Here is a 22638-nt window from a genome sequence, read left to right as displayed (position 1 = left end):
TAAATCTTAATTTAGTATCAAACCTCGCGAAGCAACAGGTTGTAGGTGAAGATCTCAGAAAAATCCGAACTAAAATTCTACACTTATGTTTACACTAGAACAAATTAAACAACGGCATTCAAAAGTTAAAAGTGGAGCTGATTTTCCGCAATACATCAGAGATTTGAAATTGTTGGGAGTAAATAATTATGTAACTTACGTAGCTGACGGACACGCTGAATATTTTGGAAAATCTAATTATCATATAAGATCGGATCCTAAATATTCTATTATAAATGTTTCAGAAAAAAACGACAATGATAAATTCAGGGTCTATTTAAAGGCTCATCAGCAAGGACAGACGGACTACTTGACTTTCTGCAACCAAGCTGCAGAAACTGGAGTTGAGAAATGGGTTGTTTTACTAAATGAGATGACATGCACATATTATGACAAAACAGGAAATAAAGTTTTGGTCGAAAATGTTCCTCAATAAGTGAGGCCGCCACCTACAGTTACTGCAACGAATACAGGCAATTGGCTTAACGAAAAGTTGGTTATGTATTTGGCAAGATTTGCTTCGGCTGTTCGAAATCGATTGGGTGGAAAATCCGAAAACAAAGCTTAATTTAATTCCAAATCCGCTGCAGTACTACAACGTATTAAGCATGCCAGCTTCGACTTAACGAATAAATGGTAAATTTTATGTAAATTGCTATTGGACAATAGAAGATAACCTGAATTATGAGGTGGACATTTAGCATTAAAAACAAACTCGCTGCGTCAATTGTTTTATTGGCATTATGTCTATTGGTGCTATCAAGCAATTGTCTTGACAGATTACATACTGAAAATGTTAAGAAGTCGATATCAACGATGTACGAGGACAGGTTGATTGCCGAAGAGTACATATTAAAAATGACGAGAAATATTTATCAAATCAGAGAAATTTTAAAAACAAAAGACCATGCTCTAAAAGAAAGTACTGTCAAAAAATTAACTGGAGATTTTAAAGCCACCTACAACATTTTCATCAGGACGAGACTTACTAAAAATGAAAAGTCAACGGCGGACGAATTGATGAGCCAAATTAAAGGATTAGAGCAAACTGTATTAAACGATAGCAATGTACCTTCAATTTACACTGATAAAATTCTTTCGTCATTAAACAAACTTTCCGCAATTCAATTGGACGAATCGAAGCTAATAATGAAACAAGTGGAAGCGCAATATGCCACAATCAAAGCATCATCGCAATTTGCTTTTGCAATCATTATCATAATTTTAATTGCACTACAAGTAATGGTTTTCTCAGGAGAATCTATAATCCCAATATTCAAACCAAGAGATCCAACTTTAAATTAATTGTTCTGCTTACAACAGCAGATTTGTGCGATTTTCTCAATTTTATTTGTCGAAAGTTTTTCTGCACGAAAAAGTTTTATCTTGCCGAAAGAACCCAAGCCGCCGGCCTCACAAACTGATACAAACCCGCACCTATTAGTCACAATTTGACCGAACTTTCGATAGAGCAGCTAAAAATAACAAAGTTCGATACTAAATAAATTGGGCAAAAAACTAAGAGAAGTTTGTCATAATATACCAAAAGTAATTCTTTGACGATGATACATCTATTTGGAACCCGTTCGCGTGCAATTGCATTTCGTGCCCATTTTTACTATCAAATGAAGAATTACTCCAAATCCCCCGACTGCCAGTGGAAAATGAAATCGTGTACAAAAAATGAAACTCCATTGAATTGAAGAGCATTCAGCCTGACCAAAATTCCAACAATGATAAAATACAGACTAAACAGGAAAACTAGGCCCATCTTTCACCACAAAAATTAAAGGATTTTTCTCTATTCAATTGTAACAGTATATTAAAAGTTATACATTTGATAGCCGATAATGCGAAACAAACTTTCGGCAGTCACGCCATTTTTGAATTTATATATCAAGTTTTTCTATAGCCGATGTACCAGTGAATGGCCAGCATCGAAAAAAGACACGGCGAAAACAACTGCGAAATTGATAAACCTAGAAAACAAACCGCTTGAAATACGGTCTCCTTTTAAAGTCTTTAATAGTTTAAAAAAATACAAAAGATGAAATGCCTTTTAATTTTACTGACACTCACCTTATCCAGTTCAACAAACATGAATAAAATTTATACGTTCTCCAAGCAAACAAATATCAAGGAATGGCGTATTGTCAACGATGGTGTTATGGGTGGTCTGTCCAAAAGTTCCTTAATGCTTACCGAAGCCGGATATGGACAATTTTCAGGTCACGTTTCATTAGCGAACAACGGCGGATTTGCCTCGGTTTTATTGAACACAACGATAAAAGTTGCGGAAGAAAAGAAATTCATCGTTTTGCGCATAAAAGGAGACGGTAAGCGCTATGAATTTCGTTTGAAGGGTGAGGATTTTCAGTCCGAGTCTTATGTACACCAATTTGCCACTTCAGGAGAATGGGAAAATATCAAGTTAGAAATCAGTGACTTTTACCCTCAGTTTCGCGGCCGCAAATTAAACATTCCGAATTTCAATTTTAAAACGATCACACAACTGAGTTTTATGATTGCCAACAAACAAGAGGAAGACTTTGTATTGTTAATTGATTGGATAGGTATGGAGTAAATTGCCAGATTGACAGCGCTTATTTTGGAGAGGAGTAAAACATACGAACAACAGGAACGCCAATCCGATAATAGGCGTTTGATAAAAAAGTAGGCTGATCGAACTATAGAATATTCAACCTTATTTCAAATTTTGTGATGGTTGACAGTTTGTCGCATCGTGATCTGCTTCCGCGCCAAGCTTTAAACGTTAGCAATCCATAATGATCATTTTTATAGCCTCTACCTTCATCATTCGATGCAACGATTAAAGAGAGTATATCAACTCTGTATTCCCATGCTCAACAACCAATTCATCGAAATTATGCTACGCTGACAGTAATTGCAACAATCAAAATAATTTCATTCGGAACCTAAAGTTTGACCTGAAGAGTAAAAGAAAGAGATTGACTTCTTTTCGCAAAAGTTTGAATTATGTAACTTACTCCATAATTAAGTAATCCCTGCTATGTTTTTTTTATCTTTAGATAACATTTTAATTACGTTATAAACTAAAATTATAAAAAATGAAAAATGAAAAAATTGAAAGTTGCGTTGATGCTTGCGAGATATGTGCTGAGGCATGTGAAACTTGCTCAACAGAAAACAAAGGCAAAGCGGGAATGGAATATTCCGTAGCACTTTGTATCGCTTGTGCTGCTGCTTGCAACGCTTTAATTGCTGCAAGCAAAACAAATTCAAACCTTGATGCTCTTTGCAAAAAATGTGAAGAGGCTTGTAATGCTTGTGCAACTGAATGTGAAAAACACGCTGACATGAAACATTGCAAAGAATGTGCTGATGCTTGTCGGAAATGTGCAGCAGAATGTAAATCTATGCTTGCAGAACAAGCATAAGTAAATCGCAAAAACTCTTGTAATGCGTAAGTGTTTATTTCCCGCAAGAGATAAATTTGTGCTTGAAAGTGCTAACGCATTTGCAAGCACAAATTTATTTTTATACCCACGCCAGTTGACACAAAAGAGCAATGAATGTCAAATGAAATTAAATCGCTTTTAGTCATCTTCTCACCGAAATTGACTGACACTACTCTATGGATAAAGTAAAACCCATCCACGAACAGCTAAAGTTCATTGCATGAGTAGCCAACCAATGAATCAAGTGTTGAAGGGAACTTATTACAAGTCCGCTAGCACCATGGATTTTTTATACTATTGGGAGAGAGGATTACTATAGGATCTTTCATTCTCTTTTTTCTATAATTTTGGTTGGTTAATTGAGATTTTCCACTAATGAAATTTAAGTACTTTTTTGACAAACAATTTTGACTTTAGTTAAATCATATATATTTACTCTTTGATTAACCGAATAGAATTCATTTGGAAGTTTTTGTATAAACTGAAGTTAGTGGTAATAATCTTGAACATTCAGAAAAAAATTACTTTTGATCCTATCAAATGATAGTATCCATGAAACCACGTTATAACATCACGCTGAAAATTTTAAAATTGATACGTTCAATTTCCATAAAAATTGCTGAAGTCAATGCTAATTACCTAAGTAAGCAATCTCCACAACTTGGTAAACAGAATAGAATTAAAATTATACATTCATCCTTATAAATCAGAACAGTAATCCGTGAAAACCTTAAATTTAGATACGTGATATTTTTTTTAACGTATATTTATAATCAGGATAACTTAAATATGTTTAATTATGCAAAATGATTAAAGCAGCACGAAATACTTTATTAATTCGATATTTTTGGGGTTTCATGTCCTTATATTTTCTGAATTGTTGTGTTGATTCTGCAGATGTACAACCTAATTATGTACCCGAAAATCTGACCTATAATGATCAAGAGAGCATTATTGAAATTATTGTAGAGAAATTGTTGGGTTACGATAATGCAATTGCTGAATATGATGATAATGATACTAACGAAAATATCGCTGGTAAAATCACCTTTAGCCTAGGCATTTTCGTTGTACCAAGCGCTTTCTTTCACATCAACCCAAAATTTTTAACTCTTAAAAATCAGTATTTATCAGGGCAAAATCTAATTATTTTGATCCCTTTTTTTGAAATCAATACTCCCCCTCCTGAAGTTTTATTTATTGTTTAAATGATATATCCCTTTTTTATAAAAAAAGAAAGGACGACCCTTTATTAATAAAAATAAAACAAACTAAAATGAATACCCACTATTTAGAAACGAAGGTGTGGACTTTGGTATTAACACTACTTATAGTTAACATTGCTCATGCACAAAAAGAAAAAAATCAAAGTAATAGTATAAAAGACAGTCTGTACATTCAAGAAGTTGAAGGTAAAAAAGACAGACCCAAAGTATTGCACGCAGAACCTCTTTATATCGATTTGATTAGAGATCTAGGCGCCAGAAAAGGGGAACGCGAATGGAATGTTGGTCTAGGTTTAACAGACAATATCACCCATGATGAATATACTGCATTGATAGAATATGAGTGGGCACCAATTGACCGATTAGGTCTTGAAATAGAATTACCCTTTTCAATATATTACCCTACTATCAGTGATGCTGAGACTCCCGGTAGCAGCCTACACAGCATAAAATTAGCGGCGCAATATACTTTTTTTGTTTCCGAAAAAAAGAAGCTGTCAATGGCATTGGGCTACATTCATGAATTTCAGTTAACCGATTTTAAAAATTACCAAAGTGATACTTTCTTTACTGGAAATGTCTACAATCCATTTTTGGTAGTTGCAAAGCGCTGGGGTCAAAATTTCCATACCCTTTTATACACTGGTCCTCAATTTTCGACACGTTTTGCAGATAACGCACAAGAAACGAACTGGCAAATCAACTCTAATGTCCATTATATGATTCCAGGAAGTAGAAATTTTATTGGTGTTGAGTTTAATAAGGAAATAAAAGAAAATGATTTTGACATGACCATTCGTCCACAAATGCGAGTGGAGGTTACTAAAAAATTACTTATCGGAATTGTCACTGGAATCCCGATAAAAAGAGAAATTCAAAGATTTAGTACCTTTTTACGGTTAATATACGAACCGTCACATTAATAAAAATAGTATCACTCAATTAAAAATTAGAAACCTTGCCAATATAATCTTGAGCAAGGTTTTTTTTTGCTGTGGTCTATAAAAGGTAAATAGATCTTAACAGATTTTTAGGCAATTTATTGTGGACATTGCCGAGGACAATTACATGAATTAAGAAAAGTGTATGAAGACAATAGAAAAAGTTATTTTGAAATTGTTGGAGTTGCAATCGACCAAGAAAAATCAAAATGGATAAATGTATTTGATCAAGAAAAACTTAAGGAATTAATGTAAATTAAAACAAAGGTTTTAACGGCAAAATTACTATTAGATATAATGAAGATGAATTACCAAAAAATCGTTTAGTAAATCCAGAAGGAAAAACTTTAGCAGAAAACATTAAAATAAACGATTTAGAAAATCATTAAGAACTTTACTAAAAAACAGCCTACTAAAGCTAAAATTTCGTTGCGCACGCAGCACGAACATTGAAAATCCTACAGAAGGAAACCTGATATCAGGTTAATAAAACTGTAGCTTTCAGTAATGTTTTGATAGTGATTTATTAGAAAATTTAGTGCTGTTTTTTCTGTAATTTGGTTAGTTGATCGAGATTTTCCATTAAGGAAATTTGACTGCTTTTTTGATAAACAATTCTGATTGTAGTTTAAATCACATATATTTACTTCACGATTTAGCAATTAAAGTTGATTTGCACGTTTTACAGCAAACTGACCTTAAAAACGACGAGAATCCGCTCATTAATATCAAACATTTTTATATCATGAAAAAACTACTATTGATTTTAACATTATTTATCAGTTTACTTTTCACCGGATGTGAAAAGCAAGATTCAGCAAACAATATTATTGTCATCGTACAGTACAAAACTCTGCAACATAAAAATGTAGATGCGATTACGGGCTTAAAGAAGTTACTTGAGCAGGTCAAAAAAGAAGATCACTTTATAAATCTCAGATTGCATGTAGACCAGAAAGACAATTCTAATGTTTTGTTGTATGAGGAATGGGATGACGAATTATATTATAAGAATCAGCATTTGAAAACGGAGCATATGCAACGATTTATTGTAGAATCACAAGCATTTTTAGATGGTCCGCCAGAAATAACTTTTTGGAAAGTCAATGCCGTTTATAAATAGTTCCGCCAGTTAAAAGTTGGCGAATTTAAACTTCTATATTTTGAAAACCGGCACTTCTTTGACACTAAAACGATAAGAAATAAGGATTTTATTCTTTATGCGATCCTACAAATACACCTATAGAACTGTGAGTTTTGTATTTTCAGGGAACAAAAGTGAAGTTTCCTGTAAGTGAAAAATTTGATGCTGCGTAATGTACTGCCAAAACAACTTTTGTTTATCAAAACGCTAATTTTTATGCTTTTTTAAAAAGGATAAAAAACAATTTGCTAAGAATAAATTAGACAATGAATATGATCGATGCGTGTGGCAAAATTAATTCCACGATTCGTCGGAGCAAAGGATTATGAGGAGTCACGCCGATTAATCGACATCTTGGATTCCAGAAAATCATTTTATCTTCCAAAATGAGCTATTTCAATACAGCGTAGTTCGGATTTTATTTACAGAATGCCTACTTAAAAGATTAGACCGAAAACACGACGCTTTTTATGGAAGTGGAGAATGTATGACAGTTTTATAACGAATTGATGGCAATTAATCTTACCTCGAAATATAAAACTATAAAATTAGTGCCTGTTCGAGAGCTGGAATGGTAAAAGAATGTTTTGTATATGACCCAGCGGGAAATCTATGGCATTGGGGAGAATTCAATACTAAATAATTCGACTCGCTTTATATTTTTAGCGTATTTGCTAAAAAAAATTGAATTCAGATTCGCGAAAAAAAGTTTAAAATCAAAAAAAATATCCTCAGAAGCGACAAAGTCGCAGCAGCAAACCTACCGTAATTTTCACTTCAAAAAACCTAACGACAGAATCTTAAAACCTTCTCTATTGGAATGTTAGCACTGACAAATATTAAAGAAACACTTGTTAATTGGATTTAATTCAGTAACTTTCATCTACTATTTTGGCATTGTAAATTCTGAATATTTCGGTGAATACTATTTAATTTTAATACAGTTTCGACCATGAAAATTTCTTTAGAAAAAAAAATAATCACTGGATTTATACTCAATATATTTGTTGTTTTTGCCATTGCCTGGGTTTTTATTTTAAGGATTGATAAACAAAGAGACCAAGCTTTGGATAATTCTTTGAATTGGATAGAAATAGCTTTGATTATTCTTTCCCTTATTTTGTTGACCGTTGTGTATTTCATTATCCGTTCCCAACTTCGGTCTAAAAATATTGCGCAGAATTTACTTTTGGAAAACAAACAATTACTGCAATCCATTATGGACAACACGTTGAGCCCCATTTTCATAAAGAAAATAAACGGCGAATATCTGTTGACGAATAAACAATTTGAATCTTTATTTAACATCAAAAATGAAGAAATAATAGGTAAAACTGACCATGACTTCATGCCTATTGCTGCAGCGGACGCCTATAGAAATTCTGATTTTGAGGTTGTAAAGGCATTGAAGGAATTAAAAACGGAAGAAACTATTCAGCTTCCCGACGGAATTCATACTTACATTGCCGTGAAATTTCCGATATATGATTCCTCAAAAAGAATTTACGCCATTGGTGGAATTTTTACAGATATATCCGAGAGAAAAAAACTGGAAGAGTCTTTCACTGCCGCTGAAAAATTCTTTACAATGTCAGTAGACATGATGATTATTTCGTCGATGGAAAAATTTGTAAAAGTGAATCCTGCAGTCAGTAAGATTTTAGGATATTCAGAAGAAGAATTGCTGAGCAAAAACTTCTTGCATTTTACGCATCCTGATGACCAAGAAATCACTAAAAAAGAAGTGATAAAACTTCAAACCGGCGCTTTGTCAATTAAATTCGAAAACCGCTACATTTGTAAAGACGGAACTGTCAAATGGCTGGTTTGGTCCGTTTTTCCCGATGTAAAAACTGGACTATTGTATGCAGTTGCCAGCGATATCACAGAGAAAAAAGAGATTGAAAACGCGCTAAATATTGCTAATACATTTTTTAACCTGTCATCTGAAATGTTTGTCGTGATAAAAGAACACAATTTTGTAAAAGTTAATCCTGCTTTCACGAGAATTTTAGGATACAATCAGCAAGAAATACTAAACAAACCCTTCTTAAGTTTCATACATCCTGACGACGTTGCAGTTTTTATGGATGGCATCAAAAAGTTGAAAATCAGTGATTCAGTGATTACCACGCGAGTTCGGGAACGCCTAAAAGACGATTCCTATAAATGGTTTGACTGGACCAGTACTATCGATATGCAAACAGGAATTATATACGCTGTTGCAAGAGATGTAACCGAAAGAATTGCAAATGAAGAATCTTTAAAAATATCAAACATGTTTTTTGACATGGCATTTGATATTTTAACCGTAGCCAAAGAGGAACATTTTATTAAAATCAATCCCGCTTTTACCAAAACACTTGGATACACTCAAGAAGACGTGAATAAAATTAAATTCATAGATTTAATTCATCCTGACGATAAACAAACAGCCAGCGAAGCGCTGCAAAGACACTTAAAAGGAGAATCTATTATCAATTTCAGAACTCAGTTCCTTTGTAAAGACGGCTCTTATAAATGGCTCGATTGGAATAGTAATATCGATCTTCAAAACAGGGTGTTTTATTCTGTTGCCCGAAATGTTACCGAGCTTGTAGAACTCGAAAATGAACAGCAAACAGCCATTGACAACCTCTACGAAAATGAAGAAAAATTACGGTTGATCGTCGAAAATATCAGTGAAGGAATAATTGTGGCCAATGTCGATAAAAAAATAATCATGGCTAATTATATGGCTAATGAGATTTTCGGAATTGAAGAAGATGATAAAATATCGACGGATTTAAGCAATCATTTCGAGCTTTTTTTCCCTGATGAAAAGACCATTTTTCCTTCGCAAAACTTACCGATGGAACGTGCGCTAAACGGACAAGTCAGTACTGATGTTGAAATAATTCTCTGGAATCCTGTGGCACAGGAAAAGAAAAGAGTGCTCATTAGCGGCAGGCCATTAGTGGATCAAAATAATAATGTGGTGGCAGCTGTTGTGACGATAAAAGACATCAGCAAATACAAACAAATGGAGGAAGATTTAAAAGAAACACAGTCAAAATACAGACAGCTGATAGGTTTTAGAAAAGGTGGCGATACGATGATTTAAAACGAAACCAACTGAAGGATTTTAATTTAGAAATTCACATCGGTAAAGCGTATTTTTCCGTAATTTTCCTGATTTATTATCACATTCTACTGCTTTATTATTTTATTTTTTTCTTACTTTTAGCGTCTAAAGCAAAATATACTTTGCCGTAAAAATAACGTTGAACCTAAATTTAAAAAATGAAACCAATCCAGTTATTAATGTGCTTTTTGGTGCTTTTTAGCACTTTTTCATCCCACTCCCAAAATCAAAAATCAAAAGAGTTTAAAGTCGCATTTGAAAAATTCACTTTAGATAACGGATTGCAAGTCATCTTGCATATTGACCGATCAGATCCTGTGGTTGCAGTTGCGTTGACCAGCCATGTAGGTTCTGCCAGAGAAAAAGCGGGTCGTACAGGATTTGCACATTTGTTCGAGCATTTACTTTTCCTGGAATCGGAGAATTTAGGAAAAGGAGGTCTGGATAAAATGAGTGCTCGTATTGGCGGGGCTGGTGCCAATGGTTCTACCAGCAGAGACCGCACTAATTATTTCCAGACTGTTCCAAAAGATGCATTAGAAAAAATGATTTGGGCAGAAGCCGATAAATTGGGCTACTTTATCAACACGGTAACAGAGCCGGTTTTAGCCAAAGAAAAGCAGGTCGTTAAAAATGAAAAAAGACAGAGTTATGACAACCGACCTTACGGACATAATTTTTCAGTAATCTCTAAAAATTTATATCCGGCAACGCATCCGTACAGTTGGGATGTTATTGGTTCATTGGAAGATTTACAAAATGCGACGCTTGAAGATGTAAAAAGTTTTTACAATCGCTGGTATGTACCCAACAATGTGACATTAACTATTGCCGGAGATTTTGATGTTAAACAAACCAAAGCGTGGGTCGAAAAATACTTCGGAGAAATAAAACGCGGTGAAGCTATTCCTAAAATGGAAAAGCAGTCTGTAACGTTGACCGAAACTAAGAAACTATATTACGAAGATAATTTTGCCAAATTGCCGCAACTCACATTGACTTGGCCTTCGGTTTACGAATACCATCCTGACAGTTACGCACTGGAAGTTTTGGCCAGTTATCTTTCCAAAGGTAAAAAAGCGCCTTTATACAAAACCTTGGTAGAAGAAAAAAAAGTAACGGATGCCGCTGACGTTTTTCAATACAATTCAGAAATTGCGGGTCAATACATGTTGAGCGTAACCGCTTTCGAAAAAACAAATTTGAATGAAGTAATGAATGGCGTAAACGAAGCTTTTAAAAACTTTGAAGCTGAAGGAATTTCACAACAGGATTTAAATCGAATTAAAGCCGGGCAAGAAACTGCTTTTTACACCAATTTATCCAGTGTTTTAGGAAAAGGTTTTCAACTGGCGCAATATGAAATTTTTGCAGGAACTCCGGATTATATCAATCAAGATGTAAAAAACATTCTTGCGGTGACTACTGAAGATGTGATGCGTGTGTATCAAAAATACATCAAAGGAAAGCATTTTGTTGCCACTAGTTTTGTTCCGAAAGGAGAGGCAAATTTAATTTTGGCTGGTTCAACATTAGCCGAGGTTGTTGAAGAAAAAATCGTTGAAGGAAAAGAAGATTTCTTTGATGCCAGTATTGCTGCAACGTATAAAAAAACACCTTCTAAATTTGACCGAACTGTTGAACCGGCTTATGGAGAAAGTCCTGATGTAAAATTACCAACTGTTTGGAAAAGCAAGTTGTCATCCGGTCTAAACGTATTAGGAATTGAAAACCACGAAGTGCCACTTGTTCAATTTCAACTGCAAATAAAAGGCGGAATGTTGCTTGAAAACACTAATAAAATAGGCGTTTCAAATATGTTAGCGGAACTGATGACAAAAGGAACCAAAAATAAAACTCCCGAGCAACTGGAAAATGCTATCGAAAGTCTTGGCGCAACTATTAGAGCGTATGCAACTGATGAATCCATTTTTATTTCAGGAAATACTCTGGCAAAGAATTACGCTGCCACTATGGCATTAGTTCAGGAAATAATATTGCAACCGCGCTGGGACGCAAAAGAATATGATTTAATTAAACAAAGTACTTTAAGTCAAATTTTGCAGCAGAAAGCGGATCCAAATAGTATTGCCAGAAATGAATTTAAAAAATTACTTTACGGTAAAGAATCGATTTTGGCGAACAACCGAATTGGGACCGAAAATTCTGTAAATAGCATTACGATTGATGATTTAAAAAATTATTATGCTAATAATGTAGCTCCATCAGTTGCTAATTTTCAAATTGTTGGCGCTATTGCAAAAACAGATGTGACCAATTCATTAGCGACTTTAAATAAAAACTGGGAGGCTAAAAAAGTTATGGTTCGTAAACCAATTGTTACGAATACGGTAGCGTCCTCGAAAATTTATTTTTATGATGTTCCGGGTGCAAAACAATCTGTAATCCGAATTGGTTATCCTGCCCTTGCAGCAACTGACCCGGATTTTTATCCCGTACAAATTATGAATTACCGGTTAGGCGGTGGTAGTTTCGCCTCACAATTGACGCAACAATTGCGCGAAGGAAAAGGATATACGTATGGAATCAATTCATCGTTTAATGGCTCTGTCAACAAAGGTCCATTTGCAGTGTCAAGCGGTGTGCGTTCAAATGTAACCTTTGAATCCGTTAGTTTGATTAAAGAAATTCTTTCACAATATGGAAAAAACTTTACTGAGAATGATCTTGAGGTGACGAAAGGATATTTAATAAAAAGTAATGCACGAGCATTTGAAACATTGTCATCAAAATTGGAAATGTTATATGATATCAGCAACTATAATTATGCTGATGATTACGCAAAGCAACAGGAAAATATTGTGAAGAACAGCACTATTGACGCGATAAAAAAACTTTCAGAGAAATATTTGAATGCTGATAAAATGATTTATTTAATAGTAGGTGATGCTGAAACGCAGTTAAAAAAGCTAGAGCAAATTGGTTTTGGAGAGCCAATTCTTCTAAATAAACCAGCGATAAAATAAGTTGATTTTAAACTAATTTGGGTTATACATCACTGACTGTTTTAGCCCAGATCGAAGTGAAAATAACGACTGAAAAAAAAATAATTTTTCTTGTCCTGAAAGAGCGACCAACGGAAGCTCCTTTCAGGATTTAGAAAAATATTTTTTTTAAGGGAGTATTGTAACGGAGTGCTGGATAAGCTCCTGAAAATTTTATTCATTCATTTCGTCATGACGTTCCGGAACTTGCGGATCATAGAGCGGACATTTGAACTCTTCCATTACATTCACTAAAGTATCCATTGTTTTTCCTTCAGTGCCATAACAATCAATTTTTATACTTTGTGGTGTCGTTCTGATATGAAAAGCACCCACTCCATTGTTATTTTTCCAACTATTCTCATCTACTTTTTCCCATTTGGAGAAAACGGAAGCAATTCTGTTCAAGATCACTTGAACCGGAAGTTCTTCCAGACCTTCAATTTCGGCTTGCTCTTCAATAATCGCTTCATAAACTAAGTGATGGTTGAGATAAATTCCCTCAAGATATTTCCAAAAAACCAATTCGTACATAGATAAAAAATTTAAAGATTAAAGAATTGAAAGAATGAACAATGAGCTTCTATTAAAGCTTCTTAGTATTCAAAAGTTCCGTATTCACTGGTAATAGTCAGTTTTTTAGTATTGGCAGCTTCTACTCTACCTACAATTTGTGCATCAACATTGAATGATTTTGAAATCGCTATAATGTCTTGCGCAACTGCTTCCGGAACATAAATTTCCATACGGTGACCACAGTTGAAAACCTGGTACATTTCTTTCCAATCCGTTTTAGATTGCTCTTGAATTAACTGAAACAAGGGCGGAACTGGAAATAAATTGTCTTTTATAATGTGTAAATTTTCTACGAAATGTAAAATTTTAGTTTGCGCTCCTCCACTGCAATGCACCATTCCGTGAATTTCATTAGAAGAATATTGGTCTAAAATTTTCTTGATGATTGGTGCATAGGTTCTGGTTGGTGACAGCACTAATTGTCCGGCATCGATTGGTGAATTTTCAACGGCATCTGTCAATTTTACTTGCCCAGAATAGATTAATTCCTCAGGAACTGCAGCATCAAAACTCTCGGGATATTTGGTAGCCAAATACTTCCCGAATACATCATGGCGCGCTGATGTTAATCCGTTGCTTCCCATTCCGCCATTATAGCTTTTCTCGTAAGTGGCCTGACCAAAAGAAGCCAATCCTACAATTACGTCGCCAGCTTTGATATTAGCATTATCGATCACTTTAGAACGTTTCATTCGGGCTGTAACGGTTGAATCTACGATTATAGTTCGAACTATATCACCCACATCTGCGGTTTCACCACCAGTTGAGTGTATGGTTACCCCAAAAGAATCCAGTTCTTTAATCAGCTCTTCAGTTCCGTTGATAATTGCTGAAATTACTTCGGCGGTGATCAAATTTTTATTTCTTCCAATTGTGGACGAAAGCAGAATATTATCTGTTGCTCCAACGCACAATAAATCGTCAATATTCATGATTAAAGCATCTTGCGCAATACCTTTCCAAACGGAAATGTCGCCAGTTTCTTTCCAATACATGTAGGCCAAAGAGGATTTAGTTCCGGCTCCGTCAGCATGCATAATCAGACAATAATCATCATCTTGGGTTAAATAATCCGGGACAATTTTGCAAAAAGCTTGTGGAAATAATCCTTTATCAATATTTTTTATGGCATTATGTACATCTTCTTTGGATGCTGAAACACCTCGAAGTGCATATCTTTTTGACGTATCTGAACTCATGTAGTATAGTTGTGAAGCCTGCTTTTAGGCAGGTAGTTGTGCGGCAAAGATACTAATTTGATTTAGGAATTCAGAAGTAGGATTTAGGATTTATTATACTATTTTTTCAAGACAAGAATCTCTACTCTCCTGTTGGCAATTCGCTCGGCTTCATTTTTTTCCGGCAATTTGTAAATTGGTCTGTTACTGCCAAATCCTCTGTGTCCCAGCCTGGAAGTCGAGATCCCATTTCTGATTAAATAATCAAATACAAATTTTGATCTTCTGTAGGAAAGTCGTACATCGTTTGGGTTGTTATTGCAGCAAATATGACCATGAATATTAATTTTTAATCTCGGATTCATTCGCAGAACCTGCAGCAGATCTGAAAGAATTGATTGCGACTCCGCCATTATTTTTTCGGAATTCAAATAAAAATTTAAATTTTCAAGCTGGATTAAATCACCAACTTTCGCATTATTTATCTTTTCAATAAACGCACTCTGATTTTCTGGTGCATTAGTTACTGCATTTTTGTCCTGAGCAGTTTCAACAATTTTTTCTTTGTCGGATTTTTTTTGACTGGAGGGATTTTGCAAAGCCTTTAATTGATAATATAGGACCACTTTTCGGTTCTCACTTCGATTTTTCGATTGCTGAAAATCTTCTCCTAAGCCGGTTAACTCACATTTTTCACTTATCTGAACCTTATTAAGTTCTAAAAGAGTCAACACATTATTTGCTCTGCGCAAAGACAATTCATCGTTGTAGCTATTGGAATCAACACTGTCGCAATACCCGATGATTTTAAAAATTTCTTTGTCTTTTGACTTTTCCAACCATGTATTGAATTCCATTTTTGATTTTTGATTGATAAAATCCTGATTAAAGTCAAAAAACAATACTAATTTATCTTGAGCGGACACACCCAGGATATAAAAAAAGAATATAAAAAGGAATTTTATCTTCATCGAAAACAACTAAATAGCAGTTGCAAAATAACGAAAAAATAAATATAATCACATAAAAAAAACCCGACAGGTTGCGACGCCTGTCGGGTTTGAAATTCATTTGGTTTTACAACCTATTTTGTAAACAGTAATTCTCTGTATTTCGTCAAAGTCCAAATTTCATTGTCAACCAACAACTCTAATTTATCACAGTGATTTCTGATGATTTCAAAATATGGTTTTACTTTATGGCAATAAGCTTCTGCCATTTCTTGAGCATCAGTCAAATTGTTTGCTATCTTTCTTTCATTAGTCATCTCTTGCACTTTAGAATTGATGCCTTCAATATGTCCTGAAATTTCTTTGATTAGGATAATTTGCTCCTTAGCGATTGTTTCAAAATCATCTCCAAAAATATCTTTTAGTCCTTTTACATTTGTAATCAAAGTGTTTTGGTAACGGATTGCTGTAGGTATCACGTGATTTTTAGAAATGTCACCTAAAACTCGGCCTTCAATCTGGATTTTCTTAGTGTACTCTTCCAATTCAATTTCGTAGCGTGCTTCCACTTCAATATGGTTCATGATGTTCAGCTCCGAAAACAAATCCAAAGATTGTTTAGAAATTCTTGCTTTTAATGCTTCAGGAGTAGTTTTAAAATTACTTAAACCTCTCTTTGCAGCTTCTGCTTCCCATTCTTCGCTGTAGCCATCTCCTTCAAAAAGGATTTTTTTAGATTGTTTGATATATTCTCTTAAAACATTGAAAATAGCATCGTCTTTCTTCATGTCTTTGGATTCGATCAAAGCATCCACTTCAACTTTAAAATCTCTCAGTTGCTTTGCTACTATGGCATTCAAAGTAGTCATCGCATTCGAACAGTTTGCAGTAGAACCTACCGCTCTGAACTCAAATTTATTTCCTGTAAAAGCAAATGGAGAGGTTCTGTTTCTATCCGTATTATCCAACAGAACATCTGGAATTTTCCCTACAACATTTAGTTTTAAATCGGTTTTTTCTTCCGGAGATAATTTTCCCGCAGTTACGCCTTCTAATTCAGCTAAAACTTTAGTTAATTGTTCTCCAATAAACACTGATATAATTGCCGGTGGTGCTTCATTAGCGCCTAATCTATGATCATTACTGGCAGAAGCAATGGCTGCTCTCAACAAGGATTCGTTATCATTTACCGCTTTGATAGTATTTATAAAGAAAGTCAAAAACTGCAAATTACTCATTGGCGTTTTACTTGGACTTAACAAGTTTACTCCAGTATCAGTAGCTAATGACCAGTTGTTGTGCTTCCCTGAACCATTAACGCCTTTGAACGGTTTTTCGTGAAACAACACTTTCAAATCATGTCTCTCGGCCACTTTTTCCATCACATCCATCAGCAAACAGTTGTGATCTACGGCAAGATTTGTTTCTTCAAATATAGGTGCCAATTCAAACTGGTTTGGAGCCACTTCGTTATGACGCGTTTTTACAGGAATTCCTAGCAACATACATTCTTGCTCTAAATCTCTCATATAGGTCAAAGCACGAGTTGGAATAGAACCAAAATAATGGTCGTCCAATTGTTGTCCTTTTGCAGAAGTATGACCCAATAAAGTTCTTCCGGTCATCATAAGATCAGGACGCGAATTTGCCAATGCTCTGTCCACTAAGAAATACTCTTGCTCCCATCCTAAAGTTGCCGTAACCTTTTTTACATTTTTATCAAAATATTTACATACCTCGGTAGCGGCTTCGTCCATTACCATCAGAGCACGCAATAAAGGTGTTTTATAATCTAAAGCTTCTCCGGTGTACGAAATAAAAACCGTAGGAATACATAATGTAGTTCCAAAAATGAATGCCGGAGATGTTGGATCCCAAGCTGTATATCCTCTTGCTTCAAATGTATTTCTAATTCCACCATTCGGAAAACTTGAAGCATCCGGTTCTTGTTGTACTAATTGTGCTCCGCCAAATTTTTCTACCGGATCACTTCCGTCGTAAGATGTTTCAAAAAAAGCATCATGCTTTTCAGCAGTAGATCCTGTAAGGGGTTGAAACCAGTGCGTATAATGAGTCACTCCTTTTGACAAGGCCCACTCTTTCATACCCATGGCAATATAATCAGCTAATTTTCTATCTATTTTAGTTCCATGCTGAACAGCACCTTGAACTCCTTTGAAAGCATCTGAAGTCAAATATTGCTTCATTGCTTTATCATTAAATACATTTGAACCAAAAATAGTTGATTTCCTATCCGATTCTTCAAATTTAACTGGCTTTCTAGTCGATGCTTCTCTCAAAGCTTGAAAACGTAATGTTGACATATAAATTGTTTTTATTTAATTAGACCCCTATTATTTCGTTGCAAATATAATTCAAATATTACTTTTACAAAACTATACCCGTATTTTTTATGGGTAATTATTTGAATTTCCTCAAATTATCACAAAATATATTACCAGAAGCAAAATAATTATTGGATTTGCGCTATTTTTTTTACTGCTGCTCCAGTCAAAAAATTAAACACTGACTTTGCAAAAAACTTTAAATAAATAGTGCTGTAAGTTCAAGAATCAAAAAGTATCTTTACACAAAATATAAATATCATATTCTATGATTGTCTGGATCTCTTTTTTAACAGCTGTTTTCATTTTTTTAGCGCTTGATTTAGGAGTTTTTAATAAAACGCCGCACATAATAACTTCTAAGGAAGCCGGTAAATGGACCGCAATCTGGGTTACACTATCTTTTATGTTTTCCGGAATAGTCTATTGGCTTTACACCACAGATTATTTACCCAATCCTGATCAATTAAAGCCAGGAACCGCTGCAATAAAATTCATTACGGGTTATTTAATTGAATTATCGTTAAGTATTGATAATATATTTGTCATTGCAATCATCTTTGCTGCTTTTAAAATTCCACAGAAATACCAACACCGTGTATTATTTTGGGGAATACTGGGAGCTATTGTATTTAGAGGTTTAATGATATTTTTTGGTGTGATGTTAATCAATAAATTCACATGGATGACCTATATTTTTGGTACATTCCTGATTTACACCGCCATGAAAATGCTGTTTAGCGGAGAGGATGAGCAATTTCAACCCAAAAAATCATTTGTTTATAAAACACTTCGAAAAATAATACCAATCTCCAATCATATTGATGAGGAACATTTCTTTGTAAAAAGAAGACACATCACCGCCGCTACACCCCTTTTTGTAGCTCTTGTGGTTATTGAAGTAATGGATGTGGTTTTTGCTATTGACAGCGTTCCCGCAATTCTAGCCATTACAAATGATCCATTTTTAGTTTTTAGTTCCAATATATTTGCCATTTTAGGTTTGCGATCCATGTATTTTTTCTTGGCCAATATGTTAGCAAAATTCAGCTATTTGGAATATAGCCTGATTGCCATTTTAACTTTTGTAGGTCTTAAAATGCTGCTTCATGATTATATCAAATTGCCAGAATGGGTATCGCTTGCGTTTATAGCGGTTGCGCTTATTACAGGAATTGCTGTGTCACTGCGAAAGAATAGCAAAGAGTTTAGTTAAACAGCAGAAAATACAACGCATAAAAAAAGGAAATCAATTGATTTCCTTTTTTTAATTCTACAAACGACAGATTACAACTTAATCTTTTGAATGTCGGTATCGTTAACTTTCAATGCTGACATAACCGCATCTATATTATTTTTATTTACCGCTGTTGAAAAATTAGCCGGGATAATAACAATCCTAAAGGTTTGATTTTGCGTCCAGCTTGACGGTATTGTTGCCAAACTGTTAGCATCAAGAAAAAGATTAACGCTCAACTTTGAAAAATCAAAATTAAAGTCTAACGCTCTTCCGTCACTTAAGTAATACGTTTGAGGCATCAATCTCCAAATATCTTGACCGTTTACAATATCATATAAGTGATACACTAATACGACATCCGATGCAAAAATCGGCGGATTAAAAGTGACCAATGAAGAAAAGTTATTATTTGAATTAAATGAAGTGGTTACTTCAAAAACTTCGCTAATCGTGTCATTATCGACATAGGGTCCATCGTCGTTTGTACTGCAACTTTGTAAGGTAAATAATCCCACAATGGCAAAAAATGTAATTATTTTTTTCATGATTTTAAATATTTAATGGTTAATTTTACTTTTTACGTTCACGAATTGTGCCAAAGTTTAATTTTAAAAATTATTGTAGTTTTGATAATGGAAAAAAGACTAAAACTCTATATGATAATGTTAGGCTGCATACCGAAAGGCAGGCTTACAGAGCAGCACGATATTTTTTTTGGGATTGGAAATTCCTTAAAAAATTTGATCCCCCAGATGAAAGCTTTTTGGCCTGAAGCCAAAGGACGAATTCATATTGATGCATGGAGAGAAGTTTGCGTTGTAGAAAATTTTTCAATTGAAATTATTGCAAAAGATTCAGTCGTAAATTCAGTTTCGGATCATTTATTCTTCATCAACTTGGGCGGCTATAAAGAAAATGAATTTGAAGAATACCATTACAAAATCCTTACTATTGCGGAAAGTATGGGATTGGCTTCCAAAAAAGCCAGAAGATCCACTTTCTACAAACATTGCGGCTTCAAAGGTGCCCCTTCGCATATCGACGACAAATACGGGATTGATGTGGACGATATCTATAATGTAGCTGATATATTGCCTTCGCCAATTAAAGAACAGTACTCCTTAAAAATTACCAAATCTGACATTGATTTAAAAGAAGATGAATTGCATATTGGGTATTTGAAATTAAATAAAATAACCGATTGATGGGCAGGCCAAAATAAAAAAGCATCCGCGAAAACGGATGCTTTTTAGTTAAAATTAATTTTCTTTTAATTATTTGGAAGACATTACTTTTTTAGTAAATGTTCCTTGGTTAGTAGTTACTTTCACTACATACACTTGTTCCTGTCTTCTGCTTCCTTTAAGATCCAGTGTTACTTCTTTATTTAAATAACTATCAGAATCCGTTTTAGAAAGCACTAACATTCCTTGTGCATTGAATACCTCGATTTTCACATCAGATTTGTAATCAAATTTATATTGGATTGTAAGCTGATCTCTGAAAGGAACCGGATAAGCATCGAAACCTGTAGTTTCAATTTTCGCATCGATTGGAGCAGAAGGTTCTTTTGCATTTGGACCAGAACAAGTTCCGGAAGATGCACTGCCTGTCTGACAGTTTTTAGAATCTACCACATTTATCGAACCTTCGCTTCCGTTCACATATTTATCTATATCTCCATTTTCAATGTAACTTGTAAAAGTGTATTGACAGATTCCAGAGGCTGGTTTACCCACGATAGATCTAGTGTCATACTTAACAGATAACACATACTCTGCGTCAGGGGTAGCATCAGTTACACAAATTTGTACATTCCCATCTGTGGAGACACTTGAAACAGTCGCATTAACCACTTTGTTACAATTAGGATCCCATAAAATAATCTGGTCTTTTTGAACTGCAAAATAGCCCAATTTACCATTAACAGAACATGGACTTTCCTGTAGTATATTTATGCAAAAACTATTACTAGGAGCTTTAATTTTAGCATAATAAAAGAATACCCCAGGAGTGGCATTACTTACAGTACCTCCTGTTTTTCCCTTACCAACGGTATAACAAACATTTACAAATGGTTTAGCAGAATCATTTTTGTAACTGCAACAAGTAGTTCCTGTTGGGAATAGATGGCCACAAAGTGCTATTGTAACAGTTTGCGAAGCCGTAGCAGTATTTCCGCAATCATCCGTAGCCGTCCAAGTTCTAGTGTACACTTCTCTATTTTGAGTGTCGACAAATGTCAAATCTACAGAACTGTCGCAGGTATCTGACGCGGTTGGCGTATCAAAAATTGGTGTTGTCTCACAAGTTTGGTTTTTATTTGTTAGAGGCGTAATTACCGGTGCAGTGATGTCCTGAACATTGATGGTTTGCGTAGCGTTGGAGAAGTTTCCACAATCATCTGTAGCAGTCCATGTTCTAGTTACACTGTAGTTTCCGGCACAGTTGCCTGGTGTTTTCACATCATTGAAAGTCAACGTTACCGATGCATCACAAGTGTCAGTGGCAGTAGCTTGCGCAAAGGCAGGCAGTGCCGGACAATTGATAGTGGATGGAGCTGGTAAGGCAGCGATTACAGGTGCAGTGATGTCCTGAACATTAATGGTTTGCGTAGCGGTGGAGAAGTTTCCACAATCATCTGTAGCAGTCCATGTTCTAGTTACACTGTAGTTTCCGGCACAGTTGCGTGGTGTTTTCACATCATTGAAAGTCAATGTTACCGATGCATCACAAGTGTCAGTGGCAGTAGCTTGCGCAAAGGCAGGCAGTGCCGGACAATTGATAGTGGATGGAGCTGGTAAGGCAGCGATTACAGGTGCAGTGATGTCCTGAACATTRATGGTTTGCGTAGCGGTGGAGAAGTTTCCACAATCATCTGTAGCAGTCCATGTTCTAGTTACACTGTAGTTTCCGGCACAGTTGCGTGGTGTTTTCACATCATTGAAAGTCAACGTTACCGATGCATCRCAAGTGTCAGTGGCAGTAGCTTGCGCAAAGGCAGGCAGTGCCGGACAATTGATAGTGGATGGAGCGGGTAAAGCAGCTATTACCGGTGCAGTGATGTCCTGAACATTGATGGTTTGCGTAGCGGTGGAGAAGTTTCCACAATCATCTGTAGCAGTCCATGTTCTAGTTACACTGTAGTTCCCGGCACAGTTGCGTGGTGTTTTCACATCATTGAAAGTCAATGTTACCGATGCATCACAGGTGTCGGTGGCAGTAGCTTGCGCAAAGGCAGGCAGTGCCGGACAATTGATAGTGGATGGAGCTGGTAAAGCAGCTATTACCGGTGCAGTGATATCCTGAACATTGATGGTTTGCGTAGCGGTGGAGAAGTTTCCACAATCATCTGTAGCAGTCCATGTTCTAGTTACACTGTAGTTTCCGGCACAGTTGCCTGGTGTTTTCACATCATTGAAARTCAACG

General features: G+C 35.2%; 17 protein-coding genes and 1 pseudogene. 12 read left to right on the top strand and 6 right to left on the bottom strand.

Annotated features, from left to right (window positions below):
* Positions 1 to 85: 85 nt before the first annotated feature.
* The 10 genes and pseudogenes from E0F89_RS16735 (at position 86) to E0F89_RS16685 (ending at position 12901) form a co-directional block, all read left to right on the top strand.
* Complete coding sequence (locus tag E0F89_RS16735; protein ID WP_131910859.1) at positions 86 to 475, top strand: DUF1398 domain-containing protein; 390 nt, start codon at positions 86 to 88, stop codon at positions 473 to 475.
* 248 nt (positions 476 to 723) lie between these two features.
* The gene (locus tag E0F89_RS16730) at positions 724 to 1344 is read left to right on the top strand and encodes an MCP four helix bundle domain-containing protein (RefSeq protein ID WP_131910858.1); all 621 of its coding nucleotides are present in this window, start codon (positions 724 to 726) and stop codon (positions 1342 to 1344) included.
* Between the two features lie 742 nt (positions 1345 to 2086).
* Entirely contained in the window at positions 2087 to 2623 is a 537-nt protein-coding gene (locus tag E0F89_RS16725; RefSeq protein ID WP_131910857.1) for a CIA30 family protein, read from the top strand.
* Between the two features lie 505 nt (positions 2624 to 3128).
* Entirely contained in the window at positions 3129 to 3458 is a 330-nt protein-coding gene (locus tag E0F89_RS16720) for a four-helix bundle copper-binding protein (protein ID WP_131910856.1), read from the top strand.
* A 573-nt stretch (positions 3459 to 4031) separates the two neighbouring features.
* Positions 4032 to 4181: pseudogene (locus E0F89_RS17595) on the top strand (Fic family protein); the annotation flags it as partial.
* A 104-nt stretch (positions 4182 to 4285) separates the two neighbouring features.
* Entirely contained in the window at positions 4286 to 4687 is a 402-nt protein-coding gene (locus E0F89_RS16710) for a hypothetical protein (protein ID WP_131910855.1), read from the top strand.
* Positions 4688 to 4755: 68 nt separating this feature from the next.
* The gene (locus tag E0F89_RS16705) at positions 4756 to 5628 is read left to right on the top strand and encodes an HAEPLYID family protein (protein ID WP_131910854.1); all 873 of its coding nucleotides are present in this window, start codon (positions 4756 to 4758) and stop codon (positions 5626 to 5628) included.
* A 763-nt stretch (positions 5629 to 6391) separates the two neighbouring features.
* Entirely contained in the window at positions 6392 to 6769 is a 378-nt protein-coding gene (locus tag E0F89_RS16700; RefSeq protein ID WP_131910853.1) for a putative quinol monooxygenase, read from the top strand.
* Between the two features lie 973 nt (positions 6770 to 7742).
* Positions 7743 to 9893 carry a PAS domain-containing protein gene (locus E0F89_RS16690; protein ID WP_131910852.1) on the top strand — a complete coding sequence of 717 codons (2151 nt, stop codon included), beginning with the start codon at positions 7743 to 7745 and terminating at the stop codon, positions 9891 to 9893.
* A gap of 179 nt (positions 9894 to 10072) precedes the next feature.
* Positions 10073 to 12901 carry a M16 family metallopeptidase gene (locus E0F89_RS16685; protein ID WP_131910851.1) on the top strand — a complete coding sequence of 943 codons (2829 nt, stop codon included), beginning with the start codon at positions 10073 to 10075 and terminating at the stop codon, positions 12899 to 12901.
* Positions 12902 to 13093: 192 nt separating this feature from the next.
* Here E0F89_RS16685 and E0F89_RS16680 read toward each other — a convergent pair whose 3' ends face one another.
* The 4 genes from E0F89_RS16680 to E0F89_RS16665 all read right to left on the bottom strand — a co-directional run bounded on the left by E0F89_RS16680 (position 13094) and on the right by E0F89_RS16665 (position 17947).
* Positions 13094 to 13453, bottom strand: coding sequence for a hypothetical protein (locus E0F89_RS16680; RefSeq protein ID WP_131910850.1), 360 nt, complete (start codon positions 13451 to 13453; stop codon positions 13094 to 13096).
* A gap of 62 nt (positions 13454 to 13515) precedes the next feature.
* Entirely contained in the window at positions 13516 to 14694 is a 1179-nt protein-coding gene (locus tag E0F89_RS16675; RefSeq protein WP_131910849.1) for an AIR synthase related protein, read from the bottom strand.
* A gap of 98 nt (positions 14695 to 14792) precedes the next feature.
* Positions 14793 to 15644, bottom strand: a complete 852-nt coding sequence (locus E0F89_RS16670) for an OmpA family protein (RefSeq protein ID WP_131910848.1) — start codon at positions 15642 to 15644, stop codon at positions 14793 to 14795.
* Positions 15645 to 15757: 113 nt separating this feature from the next.
* Entirely contained in the window at positions 15758 to 17947 is a 2190-nt protein-coding gene (locus E0F89_RS16665; protein WP_131910847.1) for a glutamine synthetase III family protein, read from the bottom strand.
* A gap of 289 nt (positions 17948 to 18236) precedes the next feature.
* Between E0F89_RS16665 and E0F89_RS16660 the strand changes: the two genes are divergently transcribed.
* A complete protein-coding gene (locus tag E0F89_RS16660; RefSeq protein ID WP_131910846.1) occupies positions 18237 to 19184 on the top strand; it encodes a TerC family protein in 948 nt (315 codons plus the stop codon).
* A gap of 71 nt (positions 19185 to 19255) precedes the next feature.
* On the opposite strand, the gene E0F89_RS16655 is transcribed toward E0F89_RS16660, so the two are convergent.
* Positions 19256 to 19753: a hypothetical protein gene (locus E0F89_RS16655; RefSeq protein WP_131910845.1), complete on the bottom strand. Its 498-nt coding sequence runs from the start codon at positions 19751 to 19753 to the stop codon at positions 19256 to 19258.
* An 87-nt stretch (positions 19754 to 19840) separates the two neighbouring features.
* On the opposite strand from E0F89_RS16655, the gene E0F89_RS16650 reads away from it, so the two are divergent.
* Positions 19841 to 20413: a DUF1543 domain-containing protein gene (locus E0F89_RS16650; protein WP_131910844.1), complete on the top strand. Its 573-nt coding sequence runs from the start codon at positions 19841 to 19843 to the stop codon at positions 20411 to 20413.
* Between the two features lie 69 nt (positions 20414 to 20482).
* On the opposite strand, the gene E0F89_RS16645 is transcribed toward E0F89_RS16650, so the two are convergent.
* The coding region (locus E0F89_RS16645; RefSeq protein ID WP_165930062.1) for an HYR-like domain-containing protein at positions 20483 to 22638 on the bottom strand (2156 nt) is incomplete at its 5' end.

The sequence above is a fragment of the Flavobacterium caseinilyticum genome (assembly GCF_004349085.1).
In the GTDB taxonomy this organism is placed as follows: domain Bacteria; phylum Bacteroidota; class Bacteroidia; order Flavobacteriales; family Flavobacteriaceae; genus Flavobacterium; species Flavobacterium caseinilyticum.
This window is presented reverse-complemented; position numbering and strand designations above follow the sequence as displayed.

Excerpts from the sequence above, each read along its gene's own strand:
- E0F89_RS16735 (WP_131910859.1), top strand. The coding sequence starts at position 86 with ATGTTTACACTAGAACAAATTAAACAACGGCATTCAAAAGTTAAAAGT.
- E0F89_RS16730 (WP_131910858.1), top strand. The coding sequence starts at position 724 with ATGAGGTGGACATTTAGCATTAAAAACAAACTCGCTGCGTCAATTGTT.
- E0F89_RS16725 (WP_131910857.1), top strand. The coding sequence starts at position 2,087 with ATGAAATGCCTTTTAATTTTACTGACACTCACCTTATCCAGTTCAACA.
- E0F89_RS16720 (WP_131910856.1), top strand. The coding sequence starts at position 3,129 with ATGAAAAATGAAAAAATTGAAAGTTGCGTTGATGCTTGCGAGATATGT.
- E0F89_RS16710 (WP_131910855.1), top strand. The coding sequence starts at position 4,286 with ATGATTAAAGCAGCACGAAATACTTTATTAATTCGATATTTTTGGGGT.
- E0F89_RS16705 (WP_131910854.1), top strand. The coding sequence starts at position 4,756 with ATGAATACCCACTATTTAGAAACGAAGGTGTGGACTTTGGTATTAACA.
- E0F89_RS16700 (WP_131910853.1), top strand. The coding sequence starts at position 6,392 with ATGAAAAAACTACTATTGATTTTAACATTATTTATCAGTTTACTTTTC.
- E0F89_RS16690 (WP_131910852.1), top strand. The coding sequence starts at position 7,743 with ATGAAAATTTCTTTAGAAAAAAAAATAATCACTGGATTTATACTCAAT.
- E0F89_RS16685 (WP_131910851.1), top strand. The coding sequence starts at position 10,073 with ATGAAACCAATCCAGTTATTAATGTGCTTTTTGGTGCTTTTTAGCACT.
- E0F89_RS16680 (WP_131910850.1), bottom strand. The coding sequence starts at position 13,453 with ATGTACGAATTGGTTTTTTGGAAATATCTTGAGGGAATTTATCTCAAC.
- E0F89_RS16675 (WP_131910849.1), bottom strand. The coding sequence starts at position 14,694 with ATGAGTTCAGATACGTCAAAAAGATATGCACTTCGAGGTGTTTCAGCA.
- E0F89_RS16670 (WP_131910848.1), bottom strand. The coding sequence starts at position 15,644 with ATGAAGATAAAATTCCTTTTTATATTCTTTTTTTATATCCTGGGTGTG.
- E0F89_RS16665 (WP_131910847.1), bottom strand. The coding sequence starts at position 17,947 with ATGTCAACATTACGTTTTCAAGCTTTGAGAGAAGCATCGACTAGAAAG.
- E0F89_RS16660 (WP_131910846.1), top strand. The coding sequence starts at position 18,237 with ATGATTGTCTGGATCTCTTTTTTAACAGCTGTTTTCATTTTTTTAGCG.
- E0F89_RS16655 (WP_131910845.1), bottom strand. The coding sequence starts at position 19,753 with ATGAAAAAAATAATTACATTTTTTGCCATTGTGGGATTATTTACCTTA.
- E0F89_RS16650 (WP_131910844.1), top strand. The coding sequence starts at position 19,841 with ATGGAAAAAAGACTAAAACTCTATATGATAATGTTAGGCTGCATACCG.